General features: G+C 69.6%; 14 protein-coding genes. 5 read left to right on the top strand and 9 right to left on the bottom strand.

Features of this window, described 5'->3' with window-relative positions; translation table 11 throughout:
• Positions 1-5: 5 nt before the first annotated feature.
• On the bottom strand, positions 6-941 hold the full coding sequence (locus FOF48_RS29060) for a class I SAM-dependent methyltransferase (protein ID WP_255442793.1): 936 nt from the start codon (positions 939-941) through the stop codon (positions 6-8).
• Positions 942-1129: 188 nt separating this feature from the next.
• Here FOF48_RS29060 and FOF48_RS29055 point away from each other — a divergent pair, with 188 nt between their 5' ends.
• Entirely contained in the window at positions 1130-4909 is a 3780-nt protein-coding gene (locus FOF48_RS29055) for an FAD-dependent oxidoreductase (protein ID WP_143906862.1), read from the top strand.
• A gap of 1 nt (position 4910) precedes the next feature.
• Here FOF48_RS29055 and FOF48_RS29050 read toward each other — a convergent pair whose 3' ends face one another.
• The gene (locus FOF48_RS29050) at positions 4911-5591 is read right to left on the bottom strand and encodes a hypothetical protein (RefSeq protein ID WP_143906860.1); all 681 of its coding nucleotides are present in this window, start codon (positions 5589-5591) and stop codon (positions 4911-4913) included.
• Between the two features lie 187 nt (positions 5592-5778).
• On the opposite strand from FOF48_RS29050, the gene FOF48_RS29045 reads away from it, so the two are divergent.
• Complete coding sequence (locus tag FOF48_RS29045) at positions 5779-6321, top strand: histidine phosphatase family protein (RefSeq protein WP_143906858.1); 543 nt, start codon at positions 5779-5781, stop codon at positions 6319-6321.
• A 19-nt stretch (positions 6322-6340) separates the two neighbouring features.
• A complete protein-coding gene (gene cyaY, locus FOF48_RS29040) occupies positions 6341-6673 on the top strand; it encodes an iron donor protein CyaY (RefSeq protein ID WP_143906856.1) in 333 nt (110 codons plus the stop codon).
• A 72-nt stretch (positions 6674-6745) separates the two neighbouring features.
• On the opposite strand, the gene frr is transcribed toward cyaY, so the two are convergent.
• From frr to secA, 5 genes are all read right to left on the bottom strand, one after another.
• On the bottom strand, positions 6746-7300 hold the full coding sequence (gene frr / locus FOF48_RS29035) for a ribosome recycling factor (RefSeq protein ID WP_143906853.1): 555 nt from the start codon (positions 7298-7300) through the stop codon (positions 6746-6748).
• Positions 7301-7346: 46 nt separating this feature from the next.
• Positions 7347-8090 carry a UMP kinase gene (gene pyrH / locus FOF48_RS29030; protein WP_143906851.1) on the bottom strand — a complete coding sequence of 248 codons (744 nt, stop codon included), beginning with the start codon at positions 8088-8090 and terminating at the stop codon, positions 7347-7349.
• Positions 8091-8294: 204 nt separating this feature from the next.
• Positions 8295-8948, bottom strand: coding sequence for a translation elongation factor Ts (gene tsf / locus FOF48_RS29025; RefSeq protein ID WP_143906849.1), 654 nt, complete (start codon positions 8946-8948; stop codon positions 8295-8297).
• A gap of 175 nt (positions 8949-9123) precedes the next feature.
• Positions 9124-10098, bottom strand: coding sequence for a 30S ribosomal protein S2 (rpsB, locus tag FOF48_RS29020; protein WP_143906847.1), 975 nt, complete (start codon positions 10096-10098; stop codon positions 9124-9126).
• A 337-nt stretch (positions 10099-10435) separates the two neighbouring features.
• On the bottom strand, positions 10436-13261 hold the full coding sequence (gene secA, locus FOF48_RS29015; RefSeq protein ID WP_143906845.1) for a preprotein translocase subunit SecA: 2826 nt from the start codon (positions 13259-13261) through the stop codon (positions 10436-10438).
• A 449-nt stretch (positions 13262-13710) separates the two neighbouring features.
• On the opposite strand from secA, the gene FOF48_RS29010 reads away from it, so the two are divergent.
• A complete protein-coding gene (locus FOF48_RS29010) occupies positions 13711-14736 on the top strand; it encodes an SAM-dependent methyltransferase (RefSeq protein WP_143906843.1) in 1026 nt (341 codons plus the stop codon).
• A 122-nt stretch (positions 14737-14858) separates the two neighbouring features.
• On the top strand, positions 14859-15563 hold the full coding sequence (locus FOF48_RS29005) for a diguanylate cyclase domain-containing protein (RefSeq protein WP_143906841.1): 705 nt from the start codon (positions 14859-14861) through the stop codon (positions 15561-15563).
• 15 nt (positions 15564-15578) lie between these two features.
• On the opposite strand, the gene FOF48_RS29000 is transcribed toward FOF48_RS29005, so the two are convergent.
• Together FOF48_RS29000 and FOF48_RS28995 are read right to left on the bottom strand one after the other, a co-directional pair.
• Positions 15579-16496 carry a M23 family metallopeptidase gene (locus FOF48_RS29000; RefSeq protein ID WP_143906839.1) on the bottom strand — a complete coding sequence of 306 codons (918 nt, stop codon included), beginning with the start codon at positions 16494-16496 and terminating at the stop codon, positions 15579-15581.
• A 225-nt stretch (positions 16497-16721) separates the two neighbouring features.
• The gene (locus FOF48_RS28995; protein WP_120526812.1) at positions 16722-17522 is read right to left on the bottom strand and encodes a Stp1/IreP family PP2C-type Ser/Thr phosphatase; all 801 of its coding nucleotides are present in this window, start codon (positions 17520-17522) and stop codon (positions 16722-16724) included.
• Positions 17523-17531: the final 9 nt, after the last annotated feature.

Genomic DNA, 17531 nt, shown 5'->3' with positions numbered 1-17531 from the left:
GGGACTCAGAGGGGCCGTTCGGCGGCCATCAGCATGTTGTCGCCCAGGTTGAACGGGATGGACCAACTGGACGGCACGCCCCGCCGCATCAACTCCAGCACCGGCGCCGCGGGCGTGAAGCTCGCGCCCACCTTCCGCAGCAGGTAGTCCGCGGAGATGATGTGCGTGTACGTCCGGACGTCCGAGACGTGAAAGCCCACCTCCTCCAGCAGCATCGCCAGGGTGCGGCGGCCGAAATAGAACAGGTGCATGTCCATCAGCCACGGCCACTGCCCGCCCAGCACGCGCGCCAACAGGCTGCCCGCGTCGATGGTGGACAGGTAGATGCGGCCACCGGGGCGCACCAGCTTCAGCGCCGCCTTCAGCTCCTCGCGCGGATCCGCGAAGTGCTCCACCACGTCCCACAGCGTCACCACGTCGTACTGGAGCCCCCTCGCCGCCAGCTCCTTCAGGGGCACCCCATGCACGGTGAAGCCCAGGCTCCGCGCGTTGCCGGCCGCCCAGCGCGACAGCTCCAGCCCCTCCGGGCGGAAGCCCGCCTCGCGCGCCACATCCAGGAAGTAGCCACAGTAGGCGCCCACATCCAGCAGCGTGCGCCCCTGGGCGGGCCCCAGCTCGCGCAGCACGCGGCGGAAGGTGTGGTAGCGGTTGTCCTTCTCCGCGACGTAGAGCGGATCCTCCACGTCCTGGTACGCTTGGAGCAGCGCGTCCGGGGCCTGGATGGGCCACTGGAACATCATCCCGCAGTCCTCGCAGCCCCAGATGGGCGGGTGGCTCCGGTGGCCAAAGGACGTGCAGTTGTAGGCCGCCGCCCCCTCGGGTTGGGCGCCGCCCCGCGCCCGGTGCCGCAGCCGCAGGCGCCCTCCCTTGCACAGATAGCAGGCGTCCGGCACGGGGGTGAGGTGGGGTTCGGCGGCGCGCCGGGCTGCGTTGTCCATCATGGCGGCGCACCGTAGCCCCAAGGGCCCACCGCCTCAACACGTCGGAAGGGACAAGCCCGGCCAATGGCGTCCATCGCGCCATGGCCCTGCCGGACCGTCTGCCCCCTTGCTTTCCGGGCGGCACGCCGCGAAATAGGCCCCCCTTTGGAATCGTTGCTCCAGGTTCACTTCCCCTGAAGTCCTGTCACATGCGCGCACTGAACGACCCCGCCTCCGCCCCTCCCCCCACCCTGCACCTGGGCCTGCCGGGATTCTCCTTCGAAGACCTGTACCGCCCCAGCGGCCTGCGCCGGCTGGCGGAGCGCTTCGACGCGCAGCTCCAGAGCGACGCCCCCGACCTGTTCCAGGCCTTCGACGCCTATCGCAAGTCCGGCGGCACCGCGCCGTCCGGACCGGCGGAGTCCGACCTGCTCATCCAGGTGGCCCGCCACGTCTCGCGCTTCGTCGCCACCCTGTTCGGCGTCGGCACGGAGTCCGAGCGGCTGGCCCGCCACCTGCGCGGCGAGCTGCCCCTCTTCGACTTCAAGCGTGAGTTCATCACGCGCCGCGTCTTCAAGAAGGGCGCGCAGGACCGTCCCGCGCTGGCCGAGTTCCCGTCGCTGGACGGGCGCATGCGCCTGCTGATGCAGCTGGGCTTCCCGGACGCGCTCACCCACGGCGACCTGGAGCGGGGGCTGGCGGAGTCCATCCTGACGCTGCTCGACATCGAGCGGCTCTACTCCGGCAACCTGCCCCCCGCGCACCAGGACCGCGCCCCCGCCCTGCGCGAGCGCTGGGCCGCCCTGCGCGCCGCGCTGACCGCGGCCCCCGAAGGCGCGGACGCGTTCGGCTCCAGCCTGGTGACGAAGGGCGACGACGCGGCCGAGCTCCAGGCCGTGCGCGCGCTCATCTCCCTGGCGGACCGGTGGACGTACGCCCGGGCCCTGCACCCGGAGACCAAGGCGCTCTTCCACACCTGGCCCACGCTGCGGCTGCCCAAGCCCCTGGTGTTCGACCAGCTGGTGCAGCTGCAGCGCCCGGACGCGCAGCTGGAGGAGAAGACGGAGGGCCTGGAGCACCACCTGCGCCACCGCGACGGCTTCAAGCTGACCGACCGCCGGGGCACGCCTCGCGACGTGATGAACGAGGTGGACTACTGCGTCATCTGCCACGAGCGGCAGAAGGACTCCTGCAGCAAGGGCTTCCCCGCGAAAGACCCGGTGGCGGAGGGGCACTCGTTCAAGAAGAACCCCCTGGGCATCCCGCTCACCGGCTGCCCGCTGGACGAGCGCATCTCGGAGGCGCACGCGCTCAAGCGCGAAGGGGACTCCGTGGCGGCGCTGGCCATGGTGACGCTGGACAACCCCATGTGCCCGGGCACCGGCCACCGCATCTGCAACGACTGCATGAAGGCCTGCATCTTCCAGAAGCAGGAGCCGGTGAACATCCCGCTGGCGGAGACGGCCACCCTCACCGACGTGCTGGAGCTGCCCTGGGGCTTTGAAATCTACGGCCTGCTCACCCGCTGGAACCCGCTCAACATCCGCCGCCCGTACGCCCTGCCCTACGTGGGCCGCAACGTGATGGTGGTGGGCCTGGGCCCCGCCGGCTACACGCTGTCGCACTACCTGCTCAACGAAGGCTTCGCCGTCACCGGCGTGGACGGCCTCAAGATCGAGCCCTTCCCCGACGAGCTGGTGGGCCGCAACGGCCACGCGCTTTCGCCCATCCGCGACTGGCGCGCGCTCACGCGGGAGCTGGACGAGCGCGTGCTGGAGGGCTTCGGCGGCGTGTCCGAGTACGGAATCACCGTGCGCTGGGACAAGAACTTCCTCACGCTCATCCACCTGACGCTCGCGCGCCGCGAGGGCCTGCGCATCTACGGCGGCATCCGCTTCGGCGGCACGCTGACCCTCGACGACGCCTGGGCCCTGGGCTTCGACCACGTGGCCATCGCCGCGGGCGCGGGCCGCCCCACCATCATCGGGATGAAGAACAACCTCATCCGGGGCATCCGCAAGGCGTCCGACTTCCTGATGGCGCTCCAGCTCACGGGCGCATTCAAGCGCGACTCGCTGGCGAACCTCCAGGTGCAGCTGCCCGCCATCGTCATCGGCGGTGGCCTCACCGGCATCGACACCGCCACGGAGCTGATGGCGTACTACCCGGTGCAGGTGGAGAAGACGCTGGAGCGCCACGAGAAGCTGGCGGCGGACCTGGGCGAGGCGGCCGTCGTCGCGCGCCTGGACGCCGAGGAGCGCGCCACCTATCAGACCTTCCTGGAGCACGGCCGCGCCGTCCGCGAGGAGCGCCAGAAGGCCCAGGCGGAGGGCCGCTCGCCGGACTTCATCCACCTGGTGCGCGCCTGGGGCGGCGTGAGCCTGGTGTACCGCCGCGGCCTCACCGAGTCCCCCGCCTACCGCCTCAACCACGAGGAGGTCTCCAAGGCGCTGGAGGAGGGCATCCGCTTCATTGAACGGATGAGCCCCACGGAGGCGCTGCCGGACGACACCGGCGCGGTGCGCGCCATCCGCTTCGAGCGCATGGTGACGGTGGACGGCAAGCTCAAGGGCAGCGGCCAGTTCTTCGAGCTGCCGGCGAAGACGGTGTGCGTGGCCGCGGGCACGTCCCCCAACGTCACGTACGAGAAGGAGTACCCGGGCACCTTCCAGCTCGACGAGGCGAAGGAGTACTTCCAGGGCCACGCCCTGGTGGAGGGCGACGCGGGCTTCACGCTCCAGCCGGTGGAGGCGCAGGAGGACCCCGAGGCGAAGGTGGGCTTCTTCACGTCCTATCAGCAGGACGGCCGCTTCGTGTCCTTCTACGGCGACAACCACCCGACCTACGCGGGCAACGTGGTGAAGGCCATGGCCAGCGCGAAGGACGGCCACCCGGAGGTGGCGCGCCTGTTCGCGAAGGAGGTGGCCGCCATGGACTTCCTGGACACGGCCGCCCAGGCGTCACGCGAGGCCGGGCGCGCCTCCCACTTCGCGAAGCTGGACGAGGCCTTCCTCGCCACGGTCGTCGCGGTGAACCGGCTGACGCCGACCATCGTGGAGGTGGTGGTGCGCGCGCCCTTCGCCGCGAGCCACTTCTCCCCCGGCCAGTTCTACCGGCTCCAGAACTTCGAGCGGAACGCGCCCGTCGTGGACGGCGTGCGCCTGACCATGGAGGGCCTGGCCCTCACCGGCGCGTGGGTGGATAAGGAGAAGGGCCTCATGGGCACCATCGTGCTGGAGATGGGCTCCTCCTCCCGCCTGTGCGCCGCGCTCAAGCCCGGCGAGCCGGTGGTGCTGATGGGCCCCACGGGCGCGCCCACGGAGATCGGCCACAACGAGACGGTGGTGCTGGTGGGCGGAGGCCTGGGCAACGCGGTGCTCTTCTCCATCGCGCGCTCGCTCAAGGCCGCGGGCTGCCGCGTCGTGTACTTCGCCGGCTACCGGCTGAAGTCGGACTCGTTCAAGCAGGACGAGATTGAGGCCGGCACCGACCAGGTCATCTGGTCCGTGGACTCCGGGGAGCTGTTGGACGTGCGCCGTCCGCAGGACACGGCGTTCCGGGGCAACGTGGTGCAGGCGATGGTGGCCTACGCGGAGGGCAAGCTGGGCGTCGCGCCGGTCATCTCCCTGAGCGAGGTGGACCGCATCATCGCCATCGGCTCGGACCGGATGATGCGCGCGGTGGCCGAGGCGCGGCACGGCGTGCTCCAGCCGTTCCTCAAGCCCGGACACGAGGCCATCGGGTCCATCAACTCGCCCATGCAGTGCATGATGAAGGAGATCTGCGCCCAGTGCCTCCAGCGGCACGTGGACCCGGTCACCGGCAAGGAGACCTGGGTCTTCTCCTGCTACAACCAGGACCAGCGGCTGGACCACGTGGACTTCGTCAACTTGAACCAGCGCCTGCGCGGCAACACGGTGCTGGAGAAGGTGGGCGACACCTTCCTCGCGCAGCTGCTGAAGAAGGCCCCGCAGCTCAAGCGCGTCTAGGTCAGCGCCGCACGCCCGCGAAGGCCTTGAGCATGTCCTGGTAGTTCTTCGTCAGGTCGGCTTCGCGGGTGAGCACCACGTCCACGTTGGCGTCGCCGAAGTCACGGCGCGCCTCCGGGAGCTTCTGGAAGGCCTCCACCTGGCGCCGCATGGACTCCACCTGCGGCGCCAGCTCCTGCTGCTGCTCCACGGGCATGCGCGACTGGAGCGCCTCCAGCTTCTTGAGCTCCTCCTCGTACTGGAGCGTGCGCCCCATCTGTCGCTGGCTGATGACGGCGGTGACGACCTCCGCGATGCGGTTGACCTCCTCCGTGGACAGCCCCGCCGCCTTGCGCGCGTCCGCCTCCGCCTGGGCCTTGCGCTCAATCAGCTTGAGGCCCGAGCGCGCCGCCTCCAGCGCCTGGGGCGTGCCCGCGTCCATCAGCGGCCCCATGTCCTGCAGGCCCCGCATCAGCGACCCGTAGACCTCCAGCATCTTGCGCTGGTAGCCCACGTACGCATCCAGCTTGGCCTTCGTCACGGAGAAGGGTCCGGCCGCGTCGCCGTCTCCCGCCGCCCCACCCTCCAGGCGGGCGACCGTCTCCCCTACCTCGCTGCCCTCCTCCGGGGTGCCCTCCGTCGGTTCCTTGCGACACGAGGAGAGGGCCAGGACGACGGCCAGACACCACCACGGCTTGCGCATGCCACCTCCACTGAACGCCACCGGCATGAGGGCAGTGTATGCTCCAGCAGGCCCCCGCGAGCGGCGGTTCCCGAACGCCTCCCATGGGCAGGCTGTTCCGGGCACTGAACATTCGCCTCATTACCTTTGACCAACCGGGCCACGGTCATGTACGAACCGCGGTCTTGTCGCGACCGGTGGAGGGACTTTGAGGATTTTCCTGGTAAGGCACGGCGATGCGGACGCGGAGATCCCTGACGGTCTCGGCGACGAGGCGCGCGCGCTGACCGCGAAGGCCCGCGCGAACGTCGCCCTGCACTTCGCGGCGCTGTCGGAGCGCATGGGGCCCATCAGCCTCATCCTCACCAGCCCGCTGGTGCGCACGGTGCAAACCGCGCAGATCCTCTCCTACTCCACGAAGCATGAAGGCCTCCTGCGCGTTCACCGCTGCCTGCTGCCGGACATGCCGGTGGGCGCGGTGGAGCCCGTGCTCAAGGAGTACTCCGACGAGAACCTCGTCCTGGTCGGCCACCAGCCCTCCATGGGCGCGCTGGCGGCGCACCTCTTGGGGATGCAGTCGTTCCCCAAGCCGGTGAACCCGGGCACGGTCATCGCCATGGAGTGGCCGGACACGCCCACCAGCACGGCGGACCAGGTGCCCGGCGAGAAGGGGGAGAATCCCCCGGCCCAGCACCTGAAGTTCCTGTTCTACGCCGCCCCGGGCCAGCAGGTCCTCGACGTCATCCAGTGACGTCCCCGGGAGCGCGGCCATGATGGATGAAGCCCGCTACAACCCGCTCGTCGCCGCCGCCTTCAAGCGCATCCTGGCGGCGGCGGACGCCTTCGACCCGGACGTGATGGAGGCCGACGCCACCGGCGACATGGTGACGCTCACGGCCCAGTCCCGGGAGAAGTGCATCATCAACACCCAGCGCGCCGTGCGGCAGCTCTGGGTGGCCGGCCAGGGCCAGGGCATCCACTTCGACTACGACGAAGCCACGCGCACCTGGAAGGACGACAAGGGGCGCGGGCTGGAGCTGTTCGCCTTCGTCGCGGGCGTGGTGAAGCACCTCACCGGCCAGGACCTCGTCTACCCGTCCTGAAGCCGCGCCCCGCGCACGGCAAGGAGGCCCGTGGAAGTCCCACGAGCCCCCCGGCTCGGAGCGGGAAGCCGCTCAGACCTTCATCACTTCCTGTTCCTTGGCGGCGAGCAGCGTGTCCACCTGCTTGATGCCGGCGTCCGTCTTGTCCTGGACGTCCTTGGTGAGGCGCTTGAGGTCGTCCTCGGTGATCTTCTTGTCCTTCTGCTGAGTCTTGAGGGCCTCGTTCGCGTCGCGGCGGATGTTGCGGATGGCGACCTTGTGCTCCTCGCCCTTCGCCTTCACCTGCTTCACGATGTCCTTGCGGCGCTCCTCCGTGAGCGGCGGGAAGGGCAGGCGGATCATCTCGCCGTCGTTCATCGGGTTGATGCCCAGGTTGGCTTCACGCAGGGCCTTCTCGATGTCCTTCAGCACGCCCTTGTCCCAGGGCTTGATGGTGATGAGGCGGGGCTCCGGCGCGTTGATGCTGGCCACGCCCGCCAGCGGCGTCGGCGTTCCGTACTGGTCCACCTTGATGCCGTCCAGGATGGCGGTGCTCGCACGGCCGGTGCGCACCTTGGCCAGCTCCCGCTTGAGGTCGTCCAGTGACTTGTCGATACGGCTCTTCAGTTCCGCGGCGGCGTCAGCCATTGCAGTCTCCTCCAGAAAGGGGGGTTGTCGCAGTCCTGCTCGGGGTTCAGGCCCAGACGGTCTCGGAGGCACCCACGACGGTGCCGAACTCGCCCTGGCCCATGACGGCGCGCTGGATGTTCCCGCGCGTTCCCAGGTCGAACACGATGATGGGCAGCTTGTTGTCCATGCACAGCGAGATGGCCGTGGAGTCCATCACGTTGAGGTTCTGCTTGAGGACGTCCATGTACGTGAGCGTCCGGTAGCGCCTCGCGGCCGGGTCCTTCTTCGGGTCCGCGTTGTAGACGCCGTCCACCTTGGTCGCCTTGAGGATGACCTGCGCGTTGATCTCCATCGCGCGCAGCGACGCGGCCGTGTCGGTGGTGAAGTACGGGTTGCCCGTGCCCGCCGCGAAGATGACCACGCGGCCCTTCTCCAGGTGGCGCACCGCGCGCCGGCGGATGTAGGGCTCGGCGATCTGCTCCATCTTGATGGCGGACTGCACGCGCGTCTTCAGGCCCTGCTTCTCCAGCGAGTCCTGCAACGCCATGGAGTTGATGCAGGTGGCCAGCATGCCCATGTAGTCCGCGCTCGCGCGGTCCATGCCTTCGGTGGCGCCGGCCACGCCGCGGAAGATGTTGCCTCCGCCAATGACGACGGCCAGCTCGATGCCCGCCCGCGACAGCTCCGCGATTTCTTCCGCGATGCGCGTGAGGGTGGGCGGGTGGATGCCGTACTTCCCCTCGCCCATCAGGGCTTCGCCCGACAGTTTGAGGAGGATGCGCTTGTAGGGAGAGGTGGATTCGGACATACGCGTCCGCTTCTATCCCCCGCCCCGCGCCCAAGCAACGACGGAAGTCGTGACGCGCGCCGCACCGTCAGGTGCAGGGCGTCCGGGGGGCGCGGAGGGTCCTGGAATACCAAGGGCCGCGCTCCCAGCGCCCTTCCCCGTGAGGAAGGGCTCCAGGCACGCGGCCCCAGGTGACGGCGCGAAGCCGTGCGACGCGCGGGTGGCTTACGCCTGGCCCAGCGTCTTGGCGACCTCGGCGGCCAGGTCGTCCTTCTTCTTCTCGATGCCCTCGCCCACTTCGTAGCGGACGAAGCGGCGCACGGAGATCTTCTCGCCAATCTTGGCGGCGCGCTCGTTGATCATCTCGCCGACCTTCTTCTTGTCGTCCTTCACCCAGAGCTGATCCACCAGGCAGACGCCCTCGTAGTACTTCTCCATCTTGCCCACGAGGATCTTCTCCAGCATCGCCTCCGGCTTGCCCTGCTGCTTGAGCAGCTCGCGCTGGATCTCCTTCTCCTTGTCCATCGCGTCGGAGGGGACCTCCTCACGGCGGACGAACTTGGGGTTGGCCGCGGCGACCTGCATGGCCACGTCCTTCACCAGCTCCTGGAAGTCCGGGTTGCGGGCGACGAAGTCCGTCTCGCAGTTGACCTCCACGATGACACCGATGCGGCCACCGTGGACGTAGGTGCCGACGATGCCCTCGGCGGCGACGCGGCCCGCCTTGCCCTCGGCCTTGGAGATGCCCTTCTTGCGCAGCCACTCCTCGGCCTTGGCGAAGTCGCCGCCGGACTCGGCCAGCGCCTTCTTGCAGTCCATCATGCCGGCGTTGGTCCGCTCGCGGAGGTCCTTCACCATCTGGGCAGTGATTTCAGCCATGTCGTGTCTCTTTCTTCGTCTGCTCCGAGCCCGGCGGCGTGCGCAGGGGGCGGAGGCCTGAGTTCAAAGGGGGGAAACGCTGGAACGAAAAAACGGAGACGGCCGGACAGCGGGCCTTGGAAGGTGCCGCCCGGCCGACTCCGGAAGCTGCTGGGGAACGCGAAGGGACGGGCGGTTACTCCGCCGACGTGCCCTCGCCACCCTCGGGCGCCTGCTCGGTGGCGACGGGGGCGGCGGAGGCGCCCTTCATCTCCACGAGGGGCCCACGGCGCTCGCCGCCGCGGTCACCACCGCCCCGGCGGTCATCGCGGTCGCGGCGGTCATTGCGGCGCGGCCCACGGCGGTCGTCGCGGTCGCGGCGGTCGTCACGGCCCTCGCGCTCCTCCTGCTCGTCGCGCTCGGCGGCGCCGGACGCACGGTAGCGCGCCGCGCCCTCGAGGCACGCGTCCGCGATCTTCGACGTGAAGAGCTTGATGGAGCGGATGGCGTCGTCGTTGCCCGGGATGACGAAGTCGATGCCGTCCGGATCGCAGTTCGTGTCCACCAGGCCAATCACCGGGATGCCCAGGCGGGTGGCCTCGTGGATGGCGATGTGCTCCTTCTTCGGGTCGATGACGAAGACGCAGCGGGGCAGCTTCGCCATGTCCTTCACGCCGCCCAGGTTCTTCTCCAGCTTCTCGCGCTCGCGGTCGAGCTGGGCGACTTCCTTCTTGGGCAGGCGCTCGAAGGTGCCGTCCTCGGCCATCTTCTCCAGCGTCTTGAGGCGGTCGATGCCCTGCTTGATGGTCTTGAAGTTCGTCAGCGTGCCACCCAGCCAGCGGCTGGTGACGTAGAACTGACCGGCGCGGGCGGCCTCCTCGTGGATGACGTCCTGCGCCTGCTTCTTGGTGCCGACGAAGAGCACCGACCCGCCGCGGGCCGTGATGTCCGCCACGAAGCGGAAGGCCGCGCGGGCCATCGCCACGGTCTTCTGCAGGTCGATGATGTAGATGCCGTTGCGGGCGCCGAAGATGTACGGCTTCATCTTCGGGTTCCAGCGCTTGGTCTGGTGGCCGAAGTGAACGCCGGCCTCGAGGAGCTGGCGCATCGTGATGCCGCTGGCGGCGGCCATCGCCTGGGCCTGGGTCTGCGTATCCTGCTGGCTATCCATGGTGCGTGTACCTTCCGGTTGTTCCGCCACGCCCGTCGGACAACTTCCGGCCCTTGCCCTTCCACCCTGGAGGGGCACCGGGGACCGGTGACGTGCGTGTGAGTAGTGGGTGCTTCGACTGCGTCCGGGCGTACGGCCCGACCCCTTCCATAACGGGGCGCGGCGTCCTTAGCAGAACGCTCGAGAGGGGCGCAAGCTTCGGCACACCGCCCGTCCGGCCCGCTGGCGCCGGGCCTGCTCCCCTGCCCTCCAGGAAGACGACCGGCGCGGCCCCGCTCCCCGTTCCAGGGGAGGGCGACCGCGCCGGAGGGTCCACGGGGAGCCCGCGAAGACGCCCTTAGGCGTTGGCCTCGCTGGCGCCGTGGCACTTCTTGTACTTGCGACCGCTGCCGCAGGGGCAGGGGTCGTTGCGCCCGACGGTGCGGGCAGGGGCGGCGGCGGCCTCGCGCTGGGCGACCGGCGTGGCGGTGGACTCCTCGATCTTCCCCTCGGCGTCCGCGCGGCCCTCGACGGCCCGCTTCTGCTGCTGCGCGAGCTGCCGCTGGATGCGGGCCGTCTCCTCCGCCGCGTTGGACGCGGAGCGGGCCTGGACGCGCATCATCTGGCTGACGAACTGCGTCTTGATGGCGCCGAGCATCTGCATGAAGCCCTCGTAGCCCTCCTTCTTGTACTCCTGCTTCGGGTCCTTCTGGCCGTAGCCGCGCAGGCCGATGCCCTGGCGCAGGTGGTCCATGGCCAGCAGGTGGTCCTTCCACAGCTGGTCGATGGTGGCCAGGTACCGGTACTGCAGGAAGCGCATGAAGTCTTCGCTGAACTCCTGCTCGCGGGCGGTGAAGACCTTCTCCGCCGCCGCGTAGATCTGCTCCTGCAGCTCGTCGCGGCTGCCCGTGCCCTCGAAGCTCATCTCGAGGTTGAGCGACTCCTTCACCGCGTTGGACAGCGAGGCGATGTCCCAGGTGTCGGAGCTGCGCGTGGGGGCGTAGGTGTCCGTCATGGACACGACGACGTCCTCCACCGCGTCCAACACCATCTCCCGGAAGTCCGCCCAGGAGATGACGCGCTCGGAGCGCGTCTTCACCCGCGTCTTCACATCCTCCTCGTACTCCACGAGGGGGATGCCCGCGCCCGACGCGAGCACCTGGCGGCGCAGCTTGTAGATGGTGCGCCGCTGCTGGTTCATCACGTCGTCGTACTCGAGCAGGTTCTTGCGGATGTCGAAGTTGTGGCCTTCGACCCGCTTCTGCGCGCTCTCGATGGCGCGGGAGAGCCACACGTGCTCGATGACCTCGCCCTCCTCCATGCCCAGGCGCTCCATCAGCATCTGGATGCGCTCGGACCCGAAGATGCGCATCAGGTCGTCTTCCAGCGACAGGAAGAAGCGGCTGGCGCCCGGGTCACCCTGGCGGCCGGCGCGGCCGCGCAGCTGGTTGTCCACGCGGCGGGACTCGTGGCGCTCGGTGCCGATGATGAAGAGGCCGCCAGCGGCCATGACCTCCTGGCGCTCCTGCTTCGTCAGCTCCTCGTTCTGCGTCTTCGTCTGGGCGAAGCGCGCCTCGTAGTCCGCCAGCGCCTGCTGGTAGCCGGTGAGGTCCAGCGGCTGTCCGTCCACGGCCTCCGGCGGCTCCGGCGGCGCGCCCATGGCGCTCTTGGTCATGGCCTCCGCGTTGCCGCCCAGGAGGATGTCCGTGCCGCGGCCGGCCATGTTGGTGGAGATGGTGACCGCGCCCTTGCGGCCCGCCTGCGCGACGATGTCCGCCTCGCGCTGGTGCGCCTTGGCGTTGAGGACGTTGTGCGGCACGCCCCGCTTCTTGAGGAAGTTGGACACCACTTCGCTCTTGGCGATGGACACCGTGCCCACGAGCACCGGCTGACCGGCCTTGTGCAGCTCTTCAATCTGGCCGGCGACGGCCTCGAACTTCTCGCGCTCCGTCTTGTAGACCACGTCCTGGTCGTCGCGGCGGACCGCGGGACGGTTGGTCGGGATGACGCGCACGTCCAGGTTGTAGATCTTCGCGAACTCCTCGGCCTCCGTGTCCGCGGTGCCCGTCATGCCGGACAGCTTGGAGTACATGCGGAAGTAGTTCTGGAACGAGACCGTGGCGAGCGTCTGGTTCTCGTTCTCGATCTTCACGCCCTCCTTGGCCTCGATGGCCTGGTGGAGGCCGTCCGACCAGCGCCGGCCCTCCATGAGGCGGCCGGTGAACTCGTCGACGATCTGCACCTCGCCGTCCTTCACCACGTAGTCCTTGTCGCGCTTGTAGAGCGTGTGCGCGCGCAGGGCCTGCTCGACGTGGTGGAGGGTCTCGATTTCGCCCGGGTCGTAGAGGTTGCCGACGTTCAGGCGCTTCTGGAGCTTGTCGATGCCGTCGTCGGTGAGGGCCACGGCGCGGTGCTTCTCATCCAGGGTGTAGTCCTGGTCCGGCACGAGGCCCGGGATGACCTGATCCACCCGGTAGTACTTGTCGGTGCTGTCCTCGGTGGGGCCGGAGATGATGAGCGGCGTGCGGGCCTCGTCGATGAGGATGGAGTCCACCTCGTCGACGATGGCGTAGTTGAGCTCGCGCTGGACGTAGTCCTGCAGACGGAACTTCATGTTGTCGCGCAGGTAGTCGAAGCCGAACTCGTTGTTCTGCCCGTACGTGATGTCCGAGCGGTACGCCTCCTGGCGCTGCTTGTCGGACAGCTCGTGGAGCACGCACCCCGTCGTCATGCCCAGGAACTTGTAGACGCGGCCCATCCACTCCGCGTCGCGGCGGGCCAGGTAGTCGTTCACGGTGACGACGTGCACGCCCCGGCCCGACAGCGCGTTGAGGTAGGAGGGCAGCGTCGCGGTGAGCGTCTTGCCTTCACCGGTGCGCATCTCCGCGATGCAGCCCTCGTGCAGGAACATGCCGCCCACGAGCTGCACGTCGTAGTGCCGCTGGCCGATGACGCGGCGCGCCGCCTCACGGGTGAGGGCAAAGGCCTCGAACAGCAGGTCGTCCAGCGGACGGCCGTTCGCGATCTCCTGCTTCATCCGGGCGGTTTCACGCGCGAAATCATCGTCCTGGAGGGCCTTCATGCGGCCTTCCAGTTCGTTGATGCGGGCGACCTTCACGCGGGCTTTCTTGAGCTCGCGCTCATTCTTCGTCCCGATGAGCTTCTTTAGCGTCCATTCAATCATGTTGGCTCTCTCGCCGGAGGATCCACGAAGGAGCGCGGCGAGTGAAGGGAATTCCCAGGAGATGTAAGGGAGAACCAGACCAAAACCACGCGCGCCCCCCGAAACTTCCTCTCGGCTGGCCGCCCGGCGCGCGGTGGCCCAGAGTAAAGCGGAACCGAGTCCACGCAATGTCCCCTAAGCAGATTCACCGTCCCCGCGCCGCGAAGACTTCTTCCGGCCGCTCCTCCCCGGGCCCCCGCCGACCAGGCGCCCCCTCCCGGCCCGGCAAGCCTGCCCGCTCCGGTTCTCCCTCTCATCCCAAGGCCGGCCCGAAGCCCGGCCCCCGTCCAGGAGGCAAGGCCGGGGCCAAGGCGGCCCCCCCACCCCGCCCCGGGGCCTCCGGGCGCTCGGCGCCAGCCCCCATCGCCTCGCCCGCGCCGCGCATCCCACCTCGGGCGCGGGTGCCGTCCATGCCCTCACAGACCCTGGCCGCCCAGCCGGGCCGCTGGCTGTGGACCTGCCGGGAGGGCTTCGAAGCGCACCTGTTCGAGGAGCTGTCCTGGGCCGACGCGGGCCCCCGGCTGCTGGGCCCCGCCCTGGTGGAGTCCGAGCGGCGGCCGGACGTGCCCCCCGCCTTCGGCCGGGCGGCGGAGAAGGTCCTCGCCACCTGGGCGCCCCCGGGTGGGGCCCAGGTTCCCGTGGAGGACATCGTGGCCGCGTTGTCCGGGCTGCCTTCGCGGGTGCCCTGGCTCGTGCGCGCCTTCACCCCGGACAGCGCGCGCGGCAACACCCAGGCGGGCCGTGCGGAAGCGCTGGAGGCGGCGGTGCGCTCGGCGCTGCCGGCCGGGCGCGTGCTGGAGGACGACGCCCGGGCGCGCGAGGCGGGGGCCCTGCTGGTGGGCCTGTGCGTCGCGCCGGACGGGGTGCTGATGGCGGGCGCGGTGAGCGCTCGCGAGGCCCTGTCGCTGGCGCCGGGCGGGCGGCGGCGGATGAAGCGCGCGGGCGAGTCCCCCTCCCGCGCGGCGATGAAGCTGGAGGAGGCGCTGGACGGGCTGGCGCATGAGCCGGGGCGCGGCGACGTCTGCGTGGACCTGGGCGCGGCACCGGGCGGCTGGACCCAGCGGCTGGTGGCGCGCGGCGCGCGGGTGGTGGCGGTGGACCCGGCGAAGCTGATGCCGGAGCTGGCGAAGAACCCCCGCGCCCAGCACGTGCAGGAGAGCGCCTTCGCCTATGCCCCGGAGGAGCCCGCGGACTGGCTCTTCTGCGACATGGCCTGGCGGCCCCTGGAGGTGGCGCAGCTGCTGGCCAAGTGGGGCCGGCGCCGCTGGGCGCGCAACCTGGTGGCCAACATCAAGCTGCCCATGAAGGACAAGAACCCGCTCCTCGTGCGGGTGCGCCAGACGCTCGTGGACGACGGGGGCTGGGAGGGCCTCACCGTCCGCCAGCTGTACCACGACCGGGACGAGGTGACGGTGACGGCGCACCGCATGCGCTGAGAGGACATCCCGCCGCGCGGGAGCCCTCGGAGGCACGGGGGCTTCCCGCGTCGCTGGCGGCGCTGGTCGCGGGGAAAAGCCCCCTGCGCCCAGCGGCGGTCCGCGCTACACACGCGGGGACCATGCCCTATTCGCTCGACGACGCCACCGCCACCGCCCTCGTCGCCCTCCACCCCCGGGCCGCCCGGCCCGGGCATGCGCAGGAGGCGCCCCAGGCGGCCGCCCAGGAACTCATCGCCTCCGAGCAGCGCCGGCGCGGCCAGCCGGACGCCACCGGGGCCATGCACGTGCTGGCGCTGACGCAAGGCACGCTCCTCAAGGAGGAGTTCGACCTGTCCACGCACGCGCACCACGACGGCTGGCGGGTGGGCGCGGTGATGGTGGACGTGAAGGAGATGATCCACTTCAACGCGCGCTTCGGCTTCCCCGCCGGGGACGCACTGCTCAAGGCCACCGTCGCTTCGCTCGCGGCGCAGTACCCGGGAGCGCGCATCGTGCGCTTCCAGCCGGATGGCTTCGCGGTGCTGCTGGTGCCCACCTCCCAGCTCACCGTGCGCGAGGACGGGGCGGACACGACTCGCGCGAAGCTGGCGGAGGCCCTGCGCCCCACGCTGCCCCCGGGAGCCGCGGACACCGACGTGCCGGACTTCACCGTGGCGCTGCTGGAGCTGACGGTGCACCAGCCGTCACACTGGCAGGTGCTGGGGCCGCTCCTCTGGGCGGAGGTGGAGCGGGCCTACATCATGGAGCGCACCGGGCGGACCCACGGGCTGCAGCGCCGCCGCCTGCGCCTGGATGCGTTCCTCCCGGAGCCGGAAGGAACCTGAGGCGTCCTCGGAAGCCTACTCCTCGAGGATGAACTTGCGCGGGTTCTGCGGCACGCCGTTCACGCGCACCTCGTAGTGCAGGTGCGGGCCGGTGGAGCGGCCCGTGTTGCCCACCGCCGCGATGGGCGAGCCGCGCTTGATGCGGTCGCCGGCCTTCACCAGGATCTTGGACAGGTGGCCGTAGCGCGTCTTGATGCCGTAGCCATGGTCGATGACGAGCACGTTGCCGTACCCGCCCTCCAGGCCCGCGAACACCACCGTGCCGTCCGACGGCGCGGTGACTTCCTTGCCGTGCGGCGCCGCGATGTCCAGGCCCGCGTGCGTCACCCGGTCCGCGGTGTACGGGTCCAGGCGCTGGCCGAAATCGCTGGTCACCCAGCCGCGCGCCGGCCACACCGACGGCGTGGAGGCCAGCAGCGACTTCTGGTCCTGGAAGTAGGCCTGCAGGTCCTGGAGGCTCAGCTCCTGACGGGTGGCCTCCGCGGAGAGCCGGTCCAGGCGGCCCAGCAGCACCTTGGGCGTGTCCGTGGTCGTCAGCTGGGTGAACTGCGTGTCCGTCGCGGGCGCGGACGTGCCGGTCTCCGGCTCCGTGGGGCCCATGGCCAGGTTGCGCTGCGGATCCGACAGCAGCGTCACCGCGCGCAGCTTCTGGTCGAAGCGCTCCACGCGGTCCAGCGTGGACCCGATGTGCTCGATGCGCTCACGCACCGACTTCAGCTGGGAGCGCAGCGTGAGGTTCTCCTCACGCAGGATGCGGTTCTCCGACGCGTCCGCGGCCACCTGGAGGTAGTGGATGCTCGCACCGGCGCCCAGGCCCGCCATCAGCATCAGGCCCATGCCCACCTGCACCAACCAGGAGCGCTGGATGGTGTAGCGCTTCACCGGAGCGTCGTGGTCCGGGATGACCATCAGCGTGAAGGACTTTTTGGCCACGGACCACTCCTGGGGAAACCCTTGCCGCTACGTGGGACTTCCGGCGCCAGAAGCTAAGTCGCTCCCCGCGCGCGCAACACCTCCCCCACCGCCCGCCCCTCCCGCACCGTCACCCATTGGCGTTTCTCAATGGGTGGAAAGGTTGGGGCAGCTATCATCCGCCTTTGAAGAGTGTCAAGGTCAACAGACTCGGGGGCACGCCCCATCGCGCCCCGGAGCCGGACCTCACCCGCCCTGCATGCGCACGACGATGACGCTGATGTTGTCGTCGCCGCCGCGCTCGTTGGCCAGGTCGATGAGGTGCTTGGGCACCTCGTCGAGGCTCGCGTGGCGCGCCACGGCGTCGTGGATCTCCCGGTCCTCGAGCATGTTCGCGAGGCCGTCCGAGCAGAGCAGGAACACGTCGCCGGGCTCGGACACGAGCCCCATGACGTCCACCTGCACCTCCTCCTCGAAGCCGACGGAGCGGGTGATGATGTTCTTGTACCGGGAGTGCTTGGCCTCCTCCGGTGTGATCATCCCCGCCTTGATCTGCTCGTTGACCAGGGAGTGGTCCTCGCTGATCTGCTGGATGAGGTCGCCGCGGATGAGGTACGCGCGGCTGTCACCCACGTGGGCGAAGAACGCGTGCTCGTCACGGACCACCAGGGAGATGACCGTCGTGCCCATGCCGGACAGGCGCGCATCATCCTGGGCGGTGAGGTAGATGGCCTGACAGGCCTTCTCCACCGCGCCCCGGAGCGCTTCCGGAATGGGCGAATCCTGGAGGTTGGGAACGCTGACGAAGGGGTTGTCTCGCCCTTCTCGCGCGCGCCTCAGCTCCTTGTCGATGGTCTCGACGGCGATGCGCGACGCGGTACCGCCACCCGCGTGCCCACCCATGCCGTCCGCCACGACGTAGAGCTGGAGCTCATCGTCAATGAGGAAGCTGTCCTCGTTGTGATTGCGCTTGCGCCCGACGTCCGTCAGGCCAGCGGAGATGACTTTATGGCGGGGGGCCGCGGTCTGCCCTGCGGTGCTGGACACGCGCCGGAT

This window comes from Corallococcus sp. Z5C101001 (genome assembly GCF_007352635.1).
GTDB classification, from domain to species: Bacteria; Myxococcota; Myxococcia; order Myxococcales; family Myxococcaceae; genus Corallococcus; species Corallococcus silvisoli.
This window is presented reverse-complemented; position numbering and strand designations above follow the sequence as displayed.